Source organism: Streptomyces sp. R35, assembly GCF_041053035.1.
In the GTDB taxonomy this organism is placed as follows: Bacteria; Actinomycetota; Actinomycetes; order Streptomycetales; family Streptomycetaceae; genus Streptomyces; species Streptomyces lutosisoli.
In genome coordinates, this window is sequence record NZ_CP163440.1 from 1303509 (window position 1) to 1322606 (window position 19098).

Consider the following 19098-nt stretch of genomic DNA (forward strand, 5'->3'; position numbering starts at 1 on the left):
AGTGACAGCAGAGCGCTACGGGAGTCGGGAACGTGCAGACGGGTGCGGGGATGTTCCAGCCGCTTGAGGACGACGATCCGCGCACCGCAGGGGAATACCGCCTGCTGGCACGACTCGGCGCCGGGGGCATGGGGTGCGTCTACCTCTCCCACACACCCGGCGGCAGGGCCGTCGCCGTGAAGGTGATCCGCCCCGAGCTCGCCGACGACCCCGACTTCCGTGACCGGTTCCGGCAGGAGGTCGCCAACGCCCGCCGGGTGCAGGGCGTGTGCACGGTGCCCGTCCTCGACAGCGACACCGAAGGGCCCATGCCCTGGCTCGCCACCGCCTATATCCCCGGCCCCTCCCTCGCGGATGCCGTCAAGGAGCACGGGCCGCTGCCCAGGGACACGGTGCTGCTGCTCACGGCGGGGGTGGCCGAGGCGCTCCAGGACATCCACCGCGCCGGCGTCGTGCACCGCGACCTCAAGCCGTCGAATGTGCTGCTCGCTTTCGACGGGCCCCGCGTCATCGATTTCGGGGTGGCGCGCGCGGCGGACGCCACCGCCCTCACCCGTAGCGGTTCCGCCATCGGGACGCCCGCCTTCATGGCGCCCGAGCAGGCACTCGGCGGGGAGATCACCGGCGCGACCGACGTGTTCGCGCTCGGCCAGATCGCCGCCTTCGCCGCGACGGGCGCGGGCGCCTTCGGTGACGGGCCCTCGCACGGGGTGCTGTACCGCATCGTGCACGAGGAGCCGCGGCTCGGCGAACTCCCCGACTACCTGGCGGAGTTGGTGGCCGGATGCCTGCACAAGGACCCGGCGCTGCGGCCGTCCCCGGCCGATGTCATACGCCTGTGCGCGGCCGCCGACCCGGAGCAGGGCCTGCGCCGCGCGGAGAGCTGGCTGCCGGCGTCGGTGGCGGGGCAGCTCGCACAGCACGCGGTGCGCGAGCCCCAGCCCCAGCCCCAGCCCCAGCCCCAGCCCCAGCCCCAGCCCCAGCCCCAGCCCCAAGGGCAACCGCATTCGTCCCCGGTGGACACGATGGCCCTGCGCATCCCCCGGCAGGGCGCCTTGGGACAGCGGGCCGAGTCCCCCGCACCGGGTATCACCAGCGGTGAGTTCGGTCCCCCGGTCACTCCCTTTCCCGCGGCGCCCGGCGTCGGCGGCGTCCCCGGCGGGGCGTACGCCGGAATGGCGACTCCCGGTCCTGCAACGCCCGGCGCGGGCGTGCCGTACTCCGGGCCCACCAGTCCCGTCGTCGTGGGGCCCGCGCCGCGTCGCCGTACTCGGCGGGGGCTGGTCACGGGCGGGGCGGTCGTCCTGACCGTGGCAGCGGTGACCTGCGCCCTGTTCCTGTCCGGCGTCCTGAGCCCCGAGGAGCCGGCGGACGGCGCGAGCGGCCAGGCCGGACAGGCCTCCAGCTCGGCGACCGAACAGCAGCCGACCGGCTCGGGTGATCCCTCCGCATCGCCGTCGAAGAAGGCCAAGCCGAAGAAGGCGGACCCGTCCGCGTCCGCGACCCGCACCGCCCCGCCCGCCTCCGACGAACCGGCCACGTCCCAGACGTCGGCCGCCGCCCGCAAGCCGACCGCGACGGCGGCGGCCCAGCCGGCGACCGAGACCTATACCGGCCTTCGCATGACCGCCAGCCACGACCTGTATCTGGGCGACAGGCCCCCAGGGCCCAAGGCCGACACGGGCACCAGCGACGAGGACTTCACCTACGCCGTGTACTCCTCCGGCGCCGTCGTGGCCCCCGGCTCCACCAGCCAGAGCCAGCTGACCCGCTTGGCGCCCCGTGCCGCCGGGACATTGGATTCCTGCCTCGCACAGACCGGCAGCGAGAAGTACCTGTGGGTGAGGGACCTCGCTGTCGGCGACCGGCTGTGCGTGGTGAGCGGAACCGGCCACGTCGGCCTCATCACCTTCCGCGGCACGGCGCCCTCGCCGGACACGACGGACTACATCACGGTGGACATCAAGGTCTGGCGCAACGCGGTGGACCCGGTGAGCGGCTGACCGGCAGGTCCGCGACAGTCCGGCCGTACCCCTCGACCGGTCAGGATTCCCGACCGATTCAGGATTCCCGACCGGTCAGGATTCGAGAAGCCATGCGGTGCTCCCCCGTCCTAGCGTTGAAGCACCGACGGGATACACGTCGGAGCGAGAAGCCATTCGCAGGCACTGACCAGCACCACGGAGGAGTCGCCATGACCGCCGGCCTGAAGACCATCATCTACCCCGTCAAGGACCTCGCACAGGGAAAGGCGCTGTTCAGCGCGCTGCTGGGGGTTGAGCCCTACGCGGACGAGCCGTACTACGTCGGCTTCAAGGACGCGGGCCAGGATGTCGGCCTCGACCCCAACGGTCACGCCAAGGGCATGACCGGGCCCGTCCCCTACTGGCACGTCGCCGACATCAGGGCGACCCTCGCGGCCCTGCTGGACGCTGGGGCCGAGTCGCTGCAGGACGTCCAGGACGTGGGCGGCGGCAAGCTGATCGCCTTCGTCAAGGACGCGGACGGGAACCTGATCGGGCTCACCCAGGATCCTTCCGGCGAGTAGAGCGGCCGCACGGAGGGGGCGGGCGGCGGGGCCCCGCCGCGGCGGGGGGCCGACTGGATGCAGCTGCACTAGTTGCACGCGCAATGACTGGCCGGATCTCTGTTACCGTTCAGTTATGGCAGCGAAGACGCCCGGCTCCCCCCTCGAAGACCAGTGGCGGGAGATCCTCTCGGTGCACGCGCGCACGATGTGCGAGATCGACCGCGCGCTGCATCCCCACGGCCTCGGAGCCAGTGACTTCGAGGTCCTGGACATCCTCGCGTCGGGCGCGGCCGCGGAGCCCGGCGAGCAGTGCCGGGTGCAGAACATCGCGGGCCGGGTCCACCTGAGCCAGAGCGCCCTGTCCCGCCTCATCGGCCGGCTGGAGAAGGACGGCCTGGTGGAGCGCACCGTCTGCCAGGAGGACCGACGCGGAGTCTGGGTCGCGCTCACCGAGAAGGGGCGCGAGCTGCACGCCGAGGTGCTCCCCCTGCAACGCGCCGCCCTGGAGCGCGTGCTGAACGGCTAGACGGCGTGGGGGCGTGCCTGCACTTCCCCGACATCACTTGGCACTCCCGTTAGACCACGAACTCCGCACCGTCCGGCAGGACTTCGACCCCGGTCCCGGCTACCCGCGCAGAGGCGTCCGAGGCCGGGTCGAGCAGCGGGTTCGTGTTGTTGAGGTGGGTGTAGATGCGGCGCGGCCCTGGATGGCGGGCCAGGGCGGCCAGGCTGCCGCGCGCTCCCGAGACGGGCAGATGTCCCATGGCGGCCTGCCCGGCGGGCGCCCGCACCGCCGTGCCCATCTCGTCGGACGCGTAGAAGGTGCCGTCGAGCAGCGCGCAGGTCGCCGTGGCCAGCAGGTCGTCCAGCGCGGGTGTCCAGCCGCCCAGGCAGGGCGCGTAGACGAGCACTCCCCCGCTGGCCAGGTCCTCGATCCGGTACGCCGTCACCCAGCCGGCGTCCGCGACGGCTCCGGCGACGTACTTCGGGGTCTTGGAACCGACCGGGTGAGCGCTCACCACCAGACCGCCGGCCAGCACGAACCCGCCCTCGGTCAGGCTGTCCGCCCACTCCCACGGGGCGTAGCGGTCGAGCATCGCGCGCAGCGGGGCCAGGGCGGCGAGGACGGGAGGCGCGGCGTAGAGCTTGAGGCCCGCGCCGCCGCGCAGGACGGTCAGCCCCGTGACGTGGTCGGCCTCGGCGTCCGTCAGGAGCACGCCGCGTACCGGTGTGTCCCTGGGCCCCGGCCCGGGTGCGAGCGCGGGTGTGGTGGTCAGCTGCGTACGGATGTCGGGTGAGGCGTTGAGCAGCCACCAGTCGCGGGAGTTGCCGCTGACGGCGACGCACTCCTGTGTCCGCGCGGGCAGTTTCCCGTCGCGGGCGGCCGCGCACAGCGCGCAGGCGCAGTTCCACTGAGGGAAGCCGCCACCGGCGGCCGTGCCCAGCAGGACGACTTTCAAGGGAACCCCACCCCTCCGTATCGGACCCTCCGAGGGATCTTCCCGCCAGGACGCGCCGGACTACCCGGCGGAGGGGGGCAGTTCCGGACGACCTTCCGCGCCCGGACGCCGGTCCTTCGGCCGCCGGGGAGCGATCGGGCTGGTGGCGAAGTCCCGGGGGCCGGTCCACAGAGCGGGGACCGCGTCGACACGACGGCACAACTCGTAGGCGATCGCCTCGTAGTTGACCCGCCAGCCGTGGAAGTGCGGCCATGCCTGCTCGGCGGTCCGCTCGGTGGGGAACCCCGCCGCCTCCACCATCGCGACGGCCGCGTCGAACTCCAGGAAGGACAGCTGGATCGGTGCGTCGGGACTGGGGTCCGTTTCGAAGGGCACGCGCAGCACGCGGGCGATGTCGCGCAGCGCGGTGAAGCCGGCGCGCAGCATCAGGCGCGCCTGGGGCGGGGCGCCGCGCGGTGTGAGCGCCAGCTGCATGGCGGCCGCGTCCATGACGGCGACAAGGCCGACGATCCAGCTGCGGTAGGGCTGCGGCGAACGGAACGACAGCAGGATCGGGTACGTCGAGTGGCTCTCACCGATCTCCGCGGCGAGCCGTTCCCAGCCGCGGTACAGCTCGGGCAGCGCGGTCTCGGTGTCGACCAGCCACTGCCGGGCGAGGATCTCCGGGCCCCAGGCGGGCTCCCCCGCGCGCGACTGGAGCAGGGTCACTTCCACTTCGCGGCGGTTGTAGGCGCCGTACAGCGTGGGCAGATACGCGATCTGGAGGGCGATCACCACGGGTCCGGTGGCGGCCGCCACGAAGTCCACGACGGACAGGTGCAGCCGGTCGCCGCTGGCGAAGCCGAGCGTGAACAGGCTGGACCCCGCCTCCCTGACGGAGTTGGTCCAGGACAGCGTGGACAGGGAGTGCAGCAGCAGCCCGAAGCCGAGCAGCGCCCCGCCCAGCCAGCTCGTGAGCATGCCGACCAGCATGAGCGGGGCCAGCCAGGTCTGCGCGCGGTCGTGCGCGTCGTAGCTGCCGCCGGGCGCGGCCATGCGCAGCACGAAGCGCAGCGAGCGCCACCACCGGGTCACCAGCGAGGAGTAGAGCCCTCGGGGCACCACCAGGGTGCGTAGAACACTGACGAGAACCAACGCCAGGAGCAGCCCGCCGGCCACGCCGGAGATCCATTTCATGGGGTCATTGTCACGCCGGTGACAGCGGCGTCGTTCGCCAGGTGGCGGGCCGCGCCTGTCGGGCGGGGCAGGTTCACCTCAGGGCAGCAGCGGGATGCCGTCCGACGGCAGGCCGAGGCGGTCGCAGCCGACGCGCCGGTGGAGCGGCTCGGCCATGGTGGGGCCGACATGGGTCCAGTACGTGGCCGAGTCCCGGAAGTAGCGCTGCATCCGTTCGCCGTCGCGCGCGTAGCGGGAGCCCGCCGTGCGGAAGAGGATGCCTTGCAGCACATCCCGGGCCATGCGCCCGGCGGTGAGGAAGACGAGCGCGAGCCGGTTGTCCTCGGCGGTGCTGAACGGGGCCTCGCCCGAGACATTGCGGCGGCAGACCTCCATCCAGTCCTCGGCGTTGTGCTGGAGTGCCGCTGGCAGTCGCGGAGTTCGGCGCGGGTGCTGCTCGGGTCGGCGATCAGCGGGCGTTCGGCGACGATCCGGGCGTACTCGTCCGCGGCGGCGTACGCGATGCCGATGATGACGGCGGCGAGCTCCCCGTGGAAGAAGCTGGGCGCGCGCCCCGCGTGCAGGGCGTCGGGAGCGCGCAGCGTCTGGCGGACGTAGTGCGTGGAGCAGGGGGATACCGCCAAGCGGGCGCATCCGGGGGAATCGGGGGTGGTGCGGAGGCACTTCTCCACGCGACGTGCCTCGCACGCCCCGCGAAGTCATCACTCGCCGCGGCCGGTCATGGGTAGCTGTAGGCGCGGAACGTGACAGTCCGGAAGCGTACTGTCACCAGCGCGACAGGAGAGAAGGAACCCATGTCGGTCGAGACCGATACGGCGCCTGCGGCGGGCGCCGAGGAACGGGAGCAACAGAGCCTCGGTACCGCCGCGGCACGGAACCTGACGACGACGACCAAGTCCGAACCCCAGATGCAGGGGATCAGTTCGCGGTGGCTGACCCGCATGCTGCCCTGGGTGGACGTGCCGGGCGGCACGTACCGCCTGAACAGACGGCTCTCGTACACGGTCGGCGACGGCCGGGTGACGTTCGTGAAGACCGGAGCGCAGGTCAGGGTCATCCCGGCGGAGCTGGCCGAACTCCCGCTGCTGCACGGGTTTTCGGACGGCGGCACACTGGGCGCGCTGGCGGAGCGGTTCGAGCAGCGGGAGTACGAGCCCGGCCAGCTCATCGTGGAGGCCGGCGCGACGGCCGACCATGTGTACCTCGTCGCGCACGGCAAGGTGGAGAAGGTCGGAGCGGGGCCCTACGGGGACGAGGCGGTCGTCGGTCTGCTGGCCGACGGCGACACCTTCGGCGGGCATGTGCTCGCCGGGCCGGACGGCGCCTGGGACTTCACGGCCCGCGCGGCGACGGCCACCACGGTGCTCGCGTTGCCGCACGCGGCGTACCAGGCGGTGGCGGAGCGGTACGACGGGCTGCGGGCGCATGTCGAGCGGGCCGGCTCGGACGGGTACCGGCCGCGCAACCGCTCGGGCGAGGCCGACATCGCGCTCAGCTCGGGGCATGTGGGCGAGCCGGATCTGCCCGGCACCTTCGTGGACTACGAACTGCGGCCGCGCGAGTACGAGTTGAGCGTCGCGCAGACCGTACTGCGGGTGCACACCCGGGTCGCCGATCTCTACAGCCGACCGATGGACCAGACCCAGCAGCAACTGCGGCTGACCGTAGAGGCGTTGCGTGAGCGCCAGGAGTACGAGCTGGTCAACAACGCGGACTTCGGGCTGCTGCACAACGCCGACTACGACCAGCGGATCTCCACCCGTTCCGGGCCGCCGACACCGGACGACCTGGACGAGCTGCTCAGCATGCGGCGCGGCACCCGTTTCCTGTTCGCCCACCCGCGGGCGATCGCCGCGTTCGGCCGGGAGTGCAACAAGCGCGGCCTCTACTTCGGCGGTGTCGAGCTCAACGGCCATCATCTGCCCGCGTGGCGCGGAGTGCCGCTGCTTCCGTGCGGCAAGATCCCGGTCAGCCGGGCCCGTACGTCGTCGATCCTCGCCCTGCGCACCGGCGAGGACGACCAGGGTGTCATCGGGCTGTACCAGACGGGGATCCCGGACGAGGTCGAACCGGCGCTGAACGTACGGTTCATGGGCATCAACGAGCAGGCGGTCATCTCCTACCTGGTCAGCACCTACTACTCGGCCGCGGTACTGGTGCCGGACGCCCTCGGCATCCTGGAGAACGTCGAGGTCTCCCGCGCGAGCGGGAGCTGACGCCGGTGTCCCTCATCTCCAGAACCCTCGCGCCTCCTGCGAGCCATGAGCTGGCGGAGGTCGTGACGGCACTGCTGTCGGCGCGGGTCACGGCCGAACCGCGGCTGCCGCTCGCCCCGCAGCCCTCGGGCAGCACCCCACAACTGCCGTCCACACCAACGGGGTTTGGCACCTCCGCGGCACGGATCCCCTGCCCGATGCTGCCGCCGCGGCCCGATGTCGTACGACGGTGGAAGCCGGGCCTGCCCACCGGTCCCACCGGGCTGGGTACTTCGGCCGCCCGGACGTTCACTCCGGAAGCACCACCACCGCGGGAGCCGCCCTCCGTCGAGCCGGCTTCGCGGCTGCACTGTCCACCCGCCCTCCGTGACGACCCCGCTCTCGGCGAGACCGTCAACGAGCGGCTGGTCGAGTGGGCCGCGGAGGTCGGCATCTATCCCGGCCAGCTCGACAAGGTGCGCAGGGCCGACTTCGGGCGGCTCATCATGCTCGCCCACCCGGAGTCCGACGACCCCGACCGGCTGCTGGCGGCGGCGAAGTGCGCGCTCGCCGAGTGGTCCGTCGACGACCACTATGTGGACGGGCTGGTGGAGGAGGCCCAGCACGAGCTGCTGGGCCGGCGGCTGGCCATCGCCCACTCGGTGATCGACCAGGCTCACCTCCCGTCGGCGTACGCGCCGCAGTTGGAGGCGGTGGTCCGCAAGGATCCCGTGATGGTCGCCCTGCGTTCCGGTCTCGACAACCTCGCGCGGTACGCGACGAGCACACAGGTCCGCCGGCTCCGCAACGAACTGTCGATCATGTTCGTGGCCTACGGCCAGGAAGGCGTCTGGCACACGGCCGAACACACCCCGCCGGTCTGGGAGTTCCTGATGCACCGGCACGAGAACAGCTTCGTGCCATGCATGGTGCTCATCGACGCGGTCGCCGGATACGAGCTGCCGCAGGGCGAGTTCGCCGATCCGCGGGTGCGGCGGGCGTTCACGATGGCGGGCTCGGCGAGCGTGATCGTCAACGACCTGTACTCCATGGGGGTGGAGGACCCGACGGACTTCAGCCTGCCCCGGCTGATCGCCGCCGAGGACGACTGTTCCCTGGAGGAGGCCGTCGACCGCACCGTCGAGATCCACAACGAGCTCATGCACACCTTCGAGGCCGAGGCGTCCGCGCTCGCCCTCACCGGCTCCCCCGAGCTCCGCCGCTTCCTGGCCGGCACCTGGGCCTGGCTCGGCGGCAGCCGCGAATGGCACGCGGGCAGCGCCCGTTACGCCACCGCCGCCTGACATCCCGAAATCCCTCTTGTCGCAAGGAGATCGCTTCAGCATGTCTGTCACCGAAACGGAAAACACCGTGGCCAACGTCCTGCGCACCGCGTACCAGAAGTCGGTCGCCAACTACTGGAACGCGGAGAAGAACGACGTCAACCTCAAGCTCGGCGAGATCGACGACCTCTACCACCACCACTACGGTCTCGGCGACTACGACCCGTCCGTCCTGGAAGGCCCGGCCGAGACCCGCGAGCGGCGCATGATCGAGGAGATGCACCGCCTGGAGACCGCGCAGGCGGACGTTCTCCTCGACCATCTCGGCGAGATCCGTCCGGAGCACCGTCTGCTGGACGCCGGCTCGGGCCGCGGCGGCACCAGCATCATGGCCAACGCCCGCTTCGGCTGCTCCGTGGACGGCGTCAGCATCTCGCAGCAGCAGGTGTCCTTCGCGAACGAGCAGGCCGCGCGGCGGCGCATCACCGACAAGGTGGGCTTCCACTTCCGCAACATGCTCGACACGGGCTTCGACACCGGCTCGCGCCGGGCCATCTGGACCAACGAGACCACGATGTACGTCGACCTCTTCGAGCTCTACGAGGAGTTCGCACGGCTGCTGGAGTACGGCGGCCGGTATGTGTGCATCACCGGCTGCTCGAACGACGTCCAGGGACTGCGTTCCAAGGCCGTCAGCAAGATCGACGAGCACTACACCTGCAACATCCACTCGCGCAGTGAGTACTTCAAGGCGCTGTCCGCGAACGGCCTCGTACCGATCGACGTCGTCGACCTCACGGCGGCGACCGTCCCGTACTGGGAGCTGCGGGCGAGGTCCGAGGTGGCCACGGGGATCGAGGAGGCGTTCCTGACGGCGTACAAGGAGGGAAGCTTCCATTATCTGCTGATCGCGGCGGACCGCATCTGACACGGGTGTGGGGCCCGGACTGCCGAAGTCCGGGCCCCGCACGGCTACTTCAGGTACGGCCCGTCGCTTCCGATCTTCCCGGGCCCGTTCAGCACGTACACCCGGAGGTTGCCCTTCCCGGGTGCCGCCACGGACAGCGTGCCGTTCGAGACGGTCTTCACATCACCGGTGACGGCGTCCGTGTAGGTGCCGTTCGGGATGCCGGTGTACGTTGCGTCGCCGGTGACCGTGACGAGCGCGAAGCTGTCCGTGGAGCCACTGGTGTAGCGGCGCTTGAAGGCCATCGAGCCGCTGATGCCGTCGGTGGAGTACTGGCCCATCTGAAGGGCCGGGATCGCCCGGCGGATCTGGTTCAGCCGCTGAAGGTGCTTGACCAGCGGCTGGGCGAGCGTCGTGGCGACCTCGCCGCTCGCGGAGTCCACCTTGCTGAAATCGGAGGTCGTGACACTTCCCGCGAGGTGGTCGCCGTAGTACGCGCGGCCGGTGGTCGCCAGCGGGCAGGTCGGACCGCAGTCGATCTGCTTGCCCTTCTGGAACTCGATCTCCGAGCCGTAGTACAGCGTGGGAATCCCCCGGAAGGTCCACATCAGCGCCATGTTCTCGGCCCACGCGTCGGTGCCGCCGCTGTAGCGGGTGCTCGACTTGTTCGGGCCGTAGTCGTGGCTGTCGACATAGACGACGTTGTACGTCGCGTCGTTGACGGAGTCGTCGGAGTCCTTGCCGTTGTTGTAGGCGTTCTGCGCGTCACCGAAGTTCATGTGCATGCGCATGTCGATGATGTTCATCCCGGAGAACTGGCTGCGGTCCGGCGTGTGGTAACTGTTGCCGCTCAGGAAGGCGTTGGTGGACGTCGGCTGATTGCCCGTGCCCAGCTGTTCCTCGTAGTTGTACTGCTCGATGGCCGCCGCTTCGTCGTCCGCGCTGTATTCCTTGCGCTCCTTCCACGTGTAGAACTGCGCCGAGTGGTTGACGGATCCGCGGTTCCACTTGTCGTTGACGAACGCGCCGACCTCGCCGAAGACGAAGAAGTTCTTCGCCGCGTCGGTGCCGAACTTCTGGGTGACCCGGTCGTAGATGGCGGGCAGGAAGCGGCGGTTCCAGGTGACGCGCGGAATGTGTACGGCGGTGTCGATGCGGAAGCCGTCGACGCCCATGTCGATGTACTTGTCGTACGCGCCGATCAGATAGTTCTGGACGGTGGTGTTCTCGGTGTTGAAGTCGGCCAGGTCCTCGTGCAGCCAGCAGGAACGCGAGTCCTCGCCCTCCCAGTTGCCGATCCAGCACTGGTGGTAGTACGCCTTCGGGAACATGCCCGAAGTGGGGCTGGGCCACTGGCAGTTGTAGAGCGTGTAGCCCTCGGAGCTCTTGGAGCCGGTGGGCTTGCCCCAGTTGAGGCAGGTGTTGCCGGAGGGTTCGGCCGTCGACCACAGGTCACCGTTGTAGTACGACTTCCCGGACTTGGGCTCGACGGTCAGACCGTCGTAGTCGAAGCCCTCGTTCTTCTCGTCGTAGTACCAGCTCCACTCGGTGTCGCGGACCCCGTACACGGTCGGGGTGAACAGACCCTTCGCGCCCCAGCGGGAGCTGTGGTTGTAGACCACGTCCTGGTAGATCTTCATGCCCTTGGCGTGAGCTGCGTTGATCAGGTCCTGGTAGGAGGCGCCGGCCGACTCCAGGCGCGGGTCGACCTTGTAGAAGTCGTAGCCGTGATAGCCGTGGTAGTCGTAGTCCGAGCGGTTGAGGACGACCGGGGTGATCCAGACCGCCGAGAAGCCGAGCGCCTTGACGTAGTCGAGCTTGTCGACCAGGCCCTTGAAGTCGCCGCGGAACATGGGGTCGTTGTTCGCGGCGTTGCCCGACTTCACGTTCTGGCTGCCGCCGCGGTTGTTGGAGCTGTCGCCGTCGTAGAAGCGGGCGGTGAGGACGAAGTAGATCGGGTCCTTGCGGGGGTCCGTGCCGAGCGGTGTGCCGGAGGCCGGTTCGGGTGCCTTCTCGCCGGTCGTCGCGGTCGCCTCGGCGGAGGCGGGCGAGGTGTTTCCTGCCGCGTCGACCGCCTTCACGGTGTACGTGTAGGTGGTCTTCTCCTCAAGCCCCGTGTCGGAGTAGACCGTTGAGCCGACGTCGGTGACGACTGTGCCCTTGGTGCCGCCGGTGCGGGTGACCTGGTACTTGGTCACTGCCGTGTTGTCGGTGGAGGCGTCCCAGGAGAGCACGATCGAGGTGTTGGTGGCGCTCGCGGTGACCTTGGCGGGCGCGGTCGGGGCCTCGGTGTCCGGCGCCTCGGCGGCGCACGGGTCCTTGGCGTCGGCGGTGACCGTCTTGTCCTTCACGGTCGTCGTGCCGGTGGCGATCGTGTAGTCGGCGCTGTTGTTGTTGTCCCAGACGCCGTTGCCGTTGTTGAAGGCGGCCTTCAGCGAGGTCGCCGTACCGATGTCGAGGGTCTTCTTCCACCAGCCTGTGCAGGCCGTCTCCATGCCGACGCCGGGGACCGTCGTCCAGGAACCACCCGCGGGCGCGTAGTGGATGTTGGCGGTGGTCCAGCCGGAGGTCGCGGTCGAGTAGAAGACGGTGGCCTGGTTGCCGCTGCCCGTACCGGTGTCGGCGCACGGGTCGCTGTGGGCGATCACGCCGTCCTTGACGGTGATGGTGCCGGTGCCGAGCGCGTAGTTGTTGCCGCCGTTGTTGTCCCAGGTGCCGCTGCCGTTGTTGAAGGTGGCCTGGAGTCCGGTGGCCGAGCCCAGGTCGACGGTCTTCTTCACCCAGTCCGTGCAGGCCGTCTCCATCTGTACGCCGGGCACGGTGGTCCAGGAACCGCCGTCCGGCGCGTAGTGCAGGTAGGTGGTCGGCCAGTTCTTGGTCTTCGTGTAGTAGAAGACGGTCGCCGTGTTGGATGTGTCGGCCGTCTTTTCCATGGGCGTGGAGCCCGCGTCCGGTGGGATCAGTCCGAACAGCCCGATCGCCGCCACGAACGCCACCAGCGGGCGCCTCAGCAGGCGTGGGGGTCTCCGTCTCATGGACGTCATGGGCGTCCTCGGCGTCATGGGCGTCTCCAATGCGGGGCGGGGGGCGGGGAGTTGGACTGCAAGAAGAACCGGAAACTTCCTGAAAGCCCTTGCAGCCGGAAGCTACAGGGACATGACAGCCGCGTAAAGAGATCGCACAGCGTCCGGAACCCAGGGTGAAAACAGACCAGTAGTGGTGACCGGCGCCCACGCGCGGACCGAGCCCAGGCGCCTAGCTTGGGCGCATGCCGATGCAACCCTGGTTCACCGATGCCAAGCTGGGCATCTTCATCCACTACGGCATCTACGCCGTCGACGGATGGGCCGAGTCCTGGTCGTTCTACACGGGCGAGGTCTCGCACGAGGAATACATGAAAGAGCTCGAAGGCTTCACCGCTTCGCGCTACGACCCGCAGGCCTGGGCCGAGCTCTTCGCCCGCGTCGGCGCCCAGTACGCGGTGCTGACCACCAAGCACCACGACGGTGTCGCCCTGTGGGACACCGCTCACGGCGACCTGAACGTCGTACGGCACACACCGGCCGGCCGCGACCTGGTCGGCGGATTCGCCGACGCGCTCCGCGAGCGGGGCCTCAAGGTCGGTCTCTACTACTCGCACTCCGACTGGAACCACCCCGACTACCCGAGCATCCGGCACGTCAAGCCGGGCGAGCCGCCGAGCCCCTACTCCCACGCCGAGACCGGCAAGGAGGACCCGGCGGCCTGGGAGCGCTATCTGGCGTACCGCGACGGCCAGGTCGGCGAGCTCGTGGACCGCTTCCGCCCCGATCTGCTCTGGTTCGACGGCGAGTGGGAGCGCACCGAGGAACAGTGGCGGATGCGGGAGCTGGCCGAGCTGATCCTCGCGGGCAACCCGGACACCGTCCTCAACGCCCGCATGCTCAGTCACGGCGACTACGCCACTCCCGAACAGGGTGTCCCGCTCCAGGCGCCGGACGGCCCCTGGGAGTTGTGCCTGACGGTCAACGACTCGTGGAGCTACCGGCCGAAGGACCGCGACTTCAAGTCGGTGCGCCAGCTGGTGCGTTACTTCACGGAGACGATCGCGATGGGCGGCAATCTGCTCCTCGGCGTCGGCCCCCGCGAGGACGGGACGATCCCCGAGGAGCAGGTCGAACGCGTGGAGGGTCTCGGCGCCTGGGTCACGAAGCATGCCGAGGCCGTGTACGGGACGGTCGCCGGACTGCCCGCCGGGCACCACTACGGCCCGAGCACGCTGTCCGCCGACCGGCGCACGCTGTATCTCATGTGCTTCGACGCGCCGCGCGAAACCGTGTCGATCCGTGGCTTGCGCAATGCGATTCGGCGGGTGACCGTCCTGGGCACGGGCACCGAACTGGGCCATCACGTCACCGGCGGCCTGGACACGGTCCCCGGCGTGACCTGGATCGATGCTCCCGCCGAGGCCGACCTCGACGCGTACGCCACCGTGCTGGCCGTCGAGTTCGACAGGGAGCTGGACCTCTACCGGGGCACGGGGCGCGACTGAGGCCGGCCCGCTACCCGGGTGCGGGACGCGCCTGGCGGAGGAACGCGTCGAGCGCGTCCGTTCCCGGCGCGGTGGCGGGCCCGGCCTCGGTGACGGCCAGCGCGGCCGCCGCGTTGGCGCGTCGCGCGGCGGCCGCCGGGGCCAGCCCCTGCGCGAGGCCGGCCATGAAGACGCCCGTGTGCGCGTCGCCCGCGCCGTTGAGGTCGACGGCGCGGACGGCGAAACCGGGGATCGCGTCGAGTGTGCCGCCGTGGTGCAGGAGGCATCCGTCGGAGCCGGTACGCACCAGGGCCGAGCCGCGCTTCAGCCGGGACCGCACGGCGTGGGCGGCGGCGGACGGGTCGTCGATTCCGGTGAGCAGCGCGGCCTCGCGGGCGTTGCAGCTCCACCAGTCGGCGCGCGCCATCAGCAACTCCAGTGCGTCAGAGGGAATGTCGCGCACCAGCGGCCCCGGGTCGACGATCACCGTGACGGCCGGGTCCAGTCGGGGCACCCAGGCGGTGAGGGAGGCGCGGTTGGCCTCGTAGAGCATGCTGTAGCCGGAGAGGTAGACCAAGTCCCCTGCTGTGGGCCGCAGTTCGGTGAGGTCATCGAGGGTCAGTGTCGCCTCGGCTCCCGGGCTGGTGACGAAGGTGCGCTCGCCCTCGGCGTCCACCAGACAGACCACGAAGCCGGTGTCGCGTTCGGAGCGCGGGGCGAGCAGTACGTCGATGCCCTCGTCCCGCAGCGCGGATCGCGCCCGGTCGCCGAAGGGGCCGCTGCCGTGGGCGCCCGCGTACGTCACCGGCAGGCCCTGGCGGGCGGCGGCGGCCATGACGTTGAAACCGCCGCCCGGCGCGCTCCAGGTGTCCGTGGCCAGCACGTCGCCGCCCCGCTCGGGCAGGGCGGGCACGGCGAGGACCAGGTCCATCATCACGTTGCCCAGGTGCAGAAGTCTCATGCGATCACGGCCGCCCGCGCAGCGCGAGCAGTGCCGTGGCCGTCGCGTCGAGGTCGAGCTTGTTGACGCGGTCCAGGGTGGCCCGCGCGTCGGCGGGGAAGGCCTCGACCCCGTGACAGGCGCCCCCGATGGCGCCCGCGACGGCGGCGATGGTGTCGCAGTCCCCTCCGACCGAGGCGGCGAGCAACACCGCCTGCCACGGGTCGTCCTGACATGCCGTCAGTACGGCGAAGGCGGCCGGTACGGACTCCTGGGTCGCCAGGCTGGTGCCCACCAGCGCGTACACCCGCTCGCACACGTCGGCCGTCGACAGCCCTCGTACCAGCCCGGTGGCCCAGACGATCCGCTCGGCCACGTCGGCTGCCGCCACCCAGTGCCCGCGCCCGGCCCCGAGGCGGGCCGCGCCGACCGCCGCCTCCACCGCCTCCGGCACGGACGCACCGTCGAGTCCCGCGCTGACCGCGGCGGCGACGGCAGCGGCGCCCGCGAGCGCGACGCCCGTGTTGTGGGTCAGCCTGCTGGCCTCCACCACCCGGTCCACCAGGGCGACCGGGTCCCCGGAGGGCACGGCGATACCGACGGGCGCGATGCGCATCGCCGCGCCGTTGGTGGTGCCGTACCGGCCGACCTCGTCCACCGGCGTCCCCGCGAGGACCAGCTCCACCGCGCGCTTGGTGGACGGGCCGAGCAGGTCGAGCGAGCCCCGCGCCCGCATGTCGTCCTCCCAGGCCACCAGCCGCCGGGCCAACTCCGCCGCGTCGACGGTTCCCTCGCCGTCGAGCAGCAACTGGGCCAGCAGCAGCGCCTGTTCGGTGTCGTCGGTGATGGCTCCGGCGGGCATCCCGGCGGCCAGCGGATGGTCCGGCGCGGCGGCGTGGAAGCCGGTCAGGACCGGTCCGTAGCGGGCGGTGATCCGGGGGCGGGACAGCATCTGCGTCGGCATGCCGAGGGCGTCGCCGAGCGCGAGCCCGTACAGGGCTCCGAGGGCGCGGCTGTGGAGGGTGGGGCTGATGGTGCTCATGGGTGCTTTCCGTGGTGGGGCCAGCGGAACTTCGGGGCCAGGTGCCGGGCGTCAGCCGAACTCGAGGGACAGCTGGAAGTGGTCGGGGTCGAGCAGGCTCACGACATGTTCGACCAAGGAGCCGTCGGCCGCGCGACTCGTGCGCCGCGTGTCGAGGAACCAGTCCCCCGGCGCGCGACGCAGCACTTCCGCCTCCCGGACGTCGATCCGCCTCCCGGCCAGACGCTGCTCGCCGTGGTCGGGCCGCAGCCCGGCCCGCAGCATCACCTCGGTGAGCGAGAGGTCACCGAGGCTGCCTTGCTTCGGCAGTTCCCGGACACCTGGAACGGGCGGCAGAGAGCTGCGTTCGTACGAGATCACGGAGCCGTCCGCGACCAGCTCCCGGGTGCGCTCCACCCGGATGAACACGGGTGTGTCCAGGCCGAGTCGACCGGCCAGCTCCTCGTCGTGGACCTCCTCGACGGCGAGGGTCCGCACGCGCGTGTCGATGCCCTGGTCGGCCAGGGCGTGCGCCCAGCCGAGCCGGTCGTCCAGCGGGCGGCCGTCGAAGAGGACGTACGAGCCCTTGCCCGTGCGGGTGGCGATCAGCCCCGCTTCGTTCAGCTCGGCGAGCGCGGCCCGCACGGTGGTGCGGCTGACGCCGAAGCGCTGGGCCAGGGCGTGCTCGCCCGGCAACTGCTCCCCCGCCGGGCGGTGTCCGCTGCGGATCTCCTTGGCGAGCGCCTCGGTGATCTGCTGGTGCTTGAGCCGGACCGCGGTCATTCCGCGCCCCCGGCGAGCACCTCGGCCACGGTGACGACGCGGATCAGCGGCCGGTACAGGTCCATCACCTGGAGGGCCTTGGCGTGCGAGTCGTCGTCGACGCCCGCGCAGGCGTCGGCCACCACCAGCACCTCGACTCCCGCGTCGGCGGCCGCGAGCGCGGTGGACAGCACACAGCAGTCCGTGCTGACTCCGGCCAGGACCAGCCGTCCGTCGGCGCCTACGCGTTCGGCCAGCTCGGGGGTCCACTTGCCGAAGGTCGTGGCGTCCACCAAGTGCTGGGCACGCGCGGCGAATTCGTCCGTCAGCTCCCACAGCCGGGCCCCCGGCGGCTGGAGCGCGAAGGGCCACTGGTCGTAGTACGCGCGCCAGGCCCCGACAGGCTTCTCGGGCGCGAGGAAGCGGGTGAAGGTGACGCGGTCGCCGAAGGCCGGCAGCAGTCGCCGTACGCCGTCGGCCGCGTCCTCGAACCGCGGGGTCGCCCACGGGCTGTCGGGCTCCGCGAAGACGCGCTGCATGTCGATGACGGTGAGCAGACCGTGCGATGCCCCGGGGTCCCCGCGCTCAGCCGGTGCGTTCTCCGTGCTCACGCGCCGACCACCTCCTCGCTCGCCGCCGGGCTCGGGTCCTGTCGCTCCTGGGCGCGCACCCGGCCACGGCCGAGGGCCAGGGTGCCGAGGAAGCCGAGGGCGAGCGCGAGCAGGACGCCGAGGTTGGCGTACGCCCAGGCGCCGGTCTTGCCGCCGAGTCCGAACGGGTCGAGCAGATAGCCCTGCCACTCCAGCCAGCTCGCGGCGGAGTTGGTGACCAGGCCCCAGCCGAGCGCGGTGGCGGCGAGGGTGAGCAGTAGCGGCTGGAGCGGGACATCGCCGTAGCGGCCGCCCGGACGGAACAGATCCCCCTCGTCGTAGTCGCGGCGGCGCATCGCCAGGTCGGCCAGCATGATCCCGCACCAGGCGGCCACGGGGACGCCCAGCGTGGTGAGGAAGCCGATGAACTGGCCGAGGAAGTTGTCGGTGAAGAAGACGATGTAGACCGAGCCCGCCATCATCAGGACGCCGTCGACGAGCGCCGCCAGATAGCGCGGCACGCGCAGACCGGCGGACAGCAGGGCCAGGCCGGAGGAGTAGATGTCCAGGACCGCGCCGCCCACCAGGCCGAGCACGGCGACCACGGCGAAGGGCACCAGGAACCAGGTCGGCAGGATCGTCGTCAGCGCGCCGATCGGGTCGATGGCGATGGCCTTGCTGAGGTCTGCGGAGGAGCCCGCGAGAAGCAGTCCGAAGACCAGCAGGAGCAGCGGTGCCACCGAGGCGCCGAAGGTGGTCCAGCCGATCACACCCCGGCTGGAGGAGGAGCGCGGCAGATAGCGCGAGTAGTCGGCGGCGGCGTTGACCCAGCCGAGTCCGAAGCCGGTCATCATGAAGACCAGGGCGCCGATGAACTCCTGCGCGGAGCCCGCGGGCACGGAGCTGACGGTGTGCCAGTGGATGTGGTCGGCGACCAGTGCGATGTAGACGACGGTGAGTACGGCGGTGACGACCGTGATGACCGTCTGCAGCCGCATGATCAGGTCGAAGCCCATCACACCGCCGACCACGATCAGCGCGCCCACCAGGATCAGGGCGACCACCTTGGTCTCGGTGCCGCCGCCCCAGCCGAGCCGCCCGAAGACCGTCGCCGTGGCCATCGTGGCGAGCGCCGTGAGCACGGTCTCCCAGCCGACGGTCAGCATCCACGAGATCACCGAGGGCAGCCGGTTCCCCCGTACGCCGTACGCCGCCCTGCTGAGCACCATCGTCGGCGCGGAGCCCCGCTTGCCCGCCACCGCGATGAAGCCGCAGAGGAGGAACGAGAAGACGATGCCGATGACTCCGGCGGCCAGCGCCTGCCAGAAGGAGATGCCGAAGCCGAGCGCGAAGGCGCCGTAACTGAGGCCCAGGATCGAGACGTTGGCCCCGAACCAGGGCCAGAACAGCGTCCGCGGGGTGCCCTTGCGCTCGGCGTCGCCGATCACGTCGAGCCCGTGCGTCTCCACCTGGAGCTGCCGGCCGGCGGCTCTGCTGTCGAGGGAATCCAGGGAGTCTGCCATCGTCGACCTACCTGTCTAGACGTGTTCAGTGGAGGGTAGGGCGGCCGCCCGGGACCGTCAAGGGACACGAGCGGACCGGGATCGGCCCGCGGAGGTGCGGATGCGCCGATTCGCGGGGGCTCGCCGATTCACCGGGACTCGCGGTGAGAAGCTGTGCCCGAACCGGCGTACTCAAGGTCGAGGGGCACCAGCCACCGAGCC

17 protein-coding genes are annotated in these 19098 nt (G+C 70.7%); 8 read left to right on the forward strand and 9 right to left on the reverse strand.

Annotated features, from left to right (window positions below; all coding sequences use genetic code 11):
• The first annotated feature begins 50 nt into the window (after positions 1-50).
• The 3 genes from AB5J50_RS06375 (at position 51) to AB5J50_RS06385 (ending at position 3056) form a co-directional block, all read left to right on the forward strand.
• Positions 51-2003: a serine/threonine-protein kinase gene (locus AB5J50_RS06375; RefSeq protein WP_369255702.1), complete on the forward strand. Its 1953-nt coding sequence runs from the start codon at positions 51-53 to the stop codon at positions 2001-2003.
• Between the two features lie 191 nt (positions 2004-2194).
• On the forward strand, positions 2195-2548 hold the full coding sequence (locus AB5J50_RS06380; protein WP_327426632.1) for a VOC family protein: 354 nt from the start codon (positions 2195-2197) through the stop codon (positions 2546-2548).
• A 115-nt stretch (positions 2549-2663) separates the two neighbouring features.
• Entirely contained in the window at positions 2664-3056 is a 393-nt protein-coding gene (locus AB5J50_RS06385) for a MarR family winged helix-turn-helix transcriptional regulator (RefSeq protein WP_369255704.1), read from the forward strand.
• Between the two features lie 49 nt (positions 3057-3105).
• Here the strand turns inward: AB5J50_RS06385 and pqqB are convergent, their stop codons facing one another.
• From pqqB to AB5J50_RS06400, 3 genes are all read right to left on the reverse strand, one after another.
• Positions 3106-3990 carry a pyrroloquinoline quinone biosynthesis protein PqqB gene (gene pqqB, locus AB5J50_RS06390; protein WP_369255706.1) on the reverse strand — a complete coding sequence of 295 codons (885 nt, stop codon included), beginning with the start codon at positions 3988-3990 and terminating at the stop codon, positions 3106-3108.
• A gap of 60 nt (positions 3991-4050) precedes the next feature.
• Positions 4051-5166: a hypothetical protein gene (locus tag AB5J50_RS06395; protein WP_369255708.1), complete on the reverse strand. Its 1116-nt coding sequence runs from the start codon at positions 5164-5166 to the stop codon at positions 4051-4053.
• 78 nt (positions 5167-5244) lie between these two features.
• Positions 5245-5541, reverse strand: a complete 297-nt coding sequence (locus AB5J50_RS06400) for a hypothetical protein (RefSeq protein ID WP_369255710.1) — start codon at positions 5539-5541, stop codon at positions 5245-5247.
• Between the two features lie 54 nt (positions 5542-5595).
• Between AB5J50_RS06400 and AB5J50_RS06405 the strand changes: the two genes are divergently transcribed.
• The 4 genes from AB5J50_RS06405 (at position 5596) to AB5J50_RS06420 (ending at position 9572) form a co-directional block, all read left to right on the forward strand.
• Entirely contained in the window at positions 5596-5763 is a 168-nt protein-coding gene (locus tag AB5J50_RS06405; RefSeq protein WP_369255712.1) for a hypothetical protein, read from the forward strand.
• Between the two features lie 197 nt (positions 5764-5960).
• A complete protein-coding gene (locus AB5J50_RS06410; RefSeq protein ID WP_369255714.1) occupies positions 5961-7382 on the forward strand; it encodes a family 2B encapsulin nanocompartment shell protein in 1422 nt (473 codons plus the stop codon).
• Between the two features lie 5 nt (positions 7383-7387).
• Positions 7388-8665: a family 2 encapsulin nanocompartment cargo protein terpene cyclase gene (locus tag AB5J50_RS06415; protein WP_369255716.1), complete on the forward strand. Its 1278-nt coding sequence runs from the start codon at positions 7388-7390 to the stop codon at positions 8663-8665.
• Between the two features lie 40 nt (positions 8666-8705).
• The gene (locus AB5J50_RS06420) at positions 8706-9572 is read left to right on the forward strand and encodes a geranyl diphosphate 2-C-methyltransferase (RefSeq protein WP_369255718.1); all 867 of its coding nucleotides are present in this window, start codon (positions 8706-8708) and stop codon (positions 9570-9572) included.
• A gap of 44 nt (positions 9573-9616) precedes the next feature.
• Here AB5J50_RS06420 and AB5J50_RS06425 read toward each other — a convergent pair whose 3' ends face one another.
• Entirely contained in the window at positions 9617-12586 is a 2970-nt protein-coding gene (locus tag AB5J50_RS06425) for a carbohydrate binding domain-containing protein (RefSeq protein ID WP_369255720.1), read from the reverse strand.
• Positions 12587-12819: 233 nt separating this feature from the next.
• On the opposite strand from AB5J50_RS06425, the gene AB5J50_RS06430 reads away from it, so the two are divergent.
• Positions 12820-14082 carry an alpha-L-fucosidase gene (locus AB5J50_RS06430; protein WP_369255722.1) on the forward strand — a complete coding sequence of 421 codons (1263 nt, stop codon included), beginning with the start codon at positions 12820-12822 and terminating at the stop codon, positions 14080-14082.
• Positions 14083-14092: 10 nt separating this feature from the next.
• Here the strand turns inward: AB5J50_RS06430 and AB5J50_RS06435 are convergent, their stop codons facing one another.
• From AB5J50_RS06435 to AB5J50_RS06455, 5 genes are read right to left on the reverse strand one after another with little or no spacing between them, the layout of a single operon-like run.
• On the reverse strand, positions 14093-15022 hold the full coding sequence (locus tag AB5J50_RS06435) for a PfkB family carbohydrate kinase (RefSeq protein WP_369255726.1): 930 nt from the start codon (positions 15020-15022) through the stop codon (positions 14093-14095).
• A gap of 4 nt (positions 15023-15026) precedes the next feature.
• Positions 15027-16043, reverse strand: a complete 1017-nt coding sequence (locus AB5J50_RS06440; RefSeq protein WP_369255728.1) for an ADP-ribosylglycohydrolase family protein — start codon at positions 16041-16043, stop codon at positions 15027-15029.
• A 51-nt stretch (positions 16044-16094) separates the two neighbouring features.
• Positions 16095-16805, reverse strand: a complete 711-nt coding sequence (locus tag AB5J50_RS06445) for a GntR family transcriptional regulator (protein WP_369255730.1) — start codon at positions 16803-16805, stop codon at positions 16095-16097.
• Positions 16802-17395, reverse strand: coding sequence for a cysteine hydrolase family protein (locus AB5J50_RS06450; RefSeq protein ID WP_369255732.1), 594 nt, complete (start codon positions 17393-17395; stop codon positions 16802-16804). Before AB5J50_RS06450 ends, AB5J50_RS06445 begins: the two co-directional genes overlap by 4 nt.
• The gene (locus tag AB5J50_RS06455; protein WP_369255734.1) at positions 17392-18897 is read right to left on the reverse strand and encodes a cytosine permease; all 1506 of its coding nucleotides are present in this window, start codon (positions 18895-18897) and stop codon (positions 17392-17394) included. The genes AB5J50_RS06450 and AB5J50_RS06455 overlap by 4 nt, the downstream gene beginning before the upstream one ends.
• Positions 18898-19098 lie beyond the last annotated feature (201 nt).

Coding starts and splice junctions, on each gene's coding strand:
- AB5J50_RS06375 (WP_369255702.1), top strand. CDS start 51: ATGTTCCAGCCGCTTGAGGACGACGATCCGCGCACCGCAGGGGAATAC.
- AB5J50_RS06380 (WP_327426632.1), top strand. CDS start 2,195: ATGACCGCCGGCCTGAAGACCATCATCTACCCCGTCAAGGACCTCGCA.
- AB5J50_RS06385 (WP_369255704.1), top strand. CDS start 2,664: ATGGCAGCGAAGACGCCCGGCTCCCCCCTCGAAGACCAGTGGCGGGAG.
- AB5J50_RS06395 (WP_369255708.1), bottom strand. CDS start 5,166: ATGAAATGGATCTCCGGCGTGGCCGGCGGGCTGCTCCTGGCGTTGGTT.
- AB5J50_RS06400 (WP_369255710.1), bottom strand. CDS start 5,541: ATGGAGGTCTGCCGCCGCAATGTCTCGGGCGAGGCCCCGTTCAGCACC.
- AB5J50_RS06410 (WP_369255714.1), top strand. CDS start 5,961: ATGTCGGTCGAGACCGATACGGCGCCTGCGGCGGGCGCCGAGGAACGG.
- AB5J50_RS06420 (WP_369255718.1), top strand. CDS start 8,706: ATGTCTGTCACCGAAACGGAAAACACCGTGGCCAACGTCCTGCGCACC.
- AB5J50_RS06425 (WP_369255720.1), bottom strand. CDS start 12,586: ATGAGACGGAGACCCCCACGCCTGCTGAGGCGCCCGCTGGTGGCGTTC.
- AB5J50_RS06430 (WP_369255722.1), top strand. CDS start 12,820: ATGCCGATGCAACCCTGGTTCACCGATGCCAAGCTGGGCATCTTCATC.
- AB5J50_RS06435 (WP_369255726.1), bottom strand. CDS start 15,022: ATGAGACTTCTGCACCTGGGCAACGTGATGATGGACCTGGTCCTCGCC.
- AB5J50_RS06440 (WP_369255728.1), bottom strand. CDS start 16,043: ATGAGCACCATCAGCCCCACCCTCCACAGCCGCGCCCTCGGAGCCCTG.
- AB5J50_RS06445 (WP_369255730.1), bottom strand. CDS start 16,805: ATGACCGCGGTCCGGCTCAAGCACCAGCAGATCACCGAGGCGCTCGCC.
- AB5J50_RS06455 (WP_369255734.1), bottom strand. CDS start 18,897: ATGGCAGACTCCCTGGATTCCCTCGACAGCAGAGCCGCCGGCCGGCAG.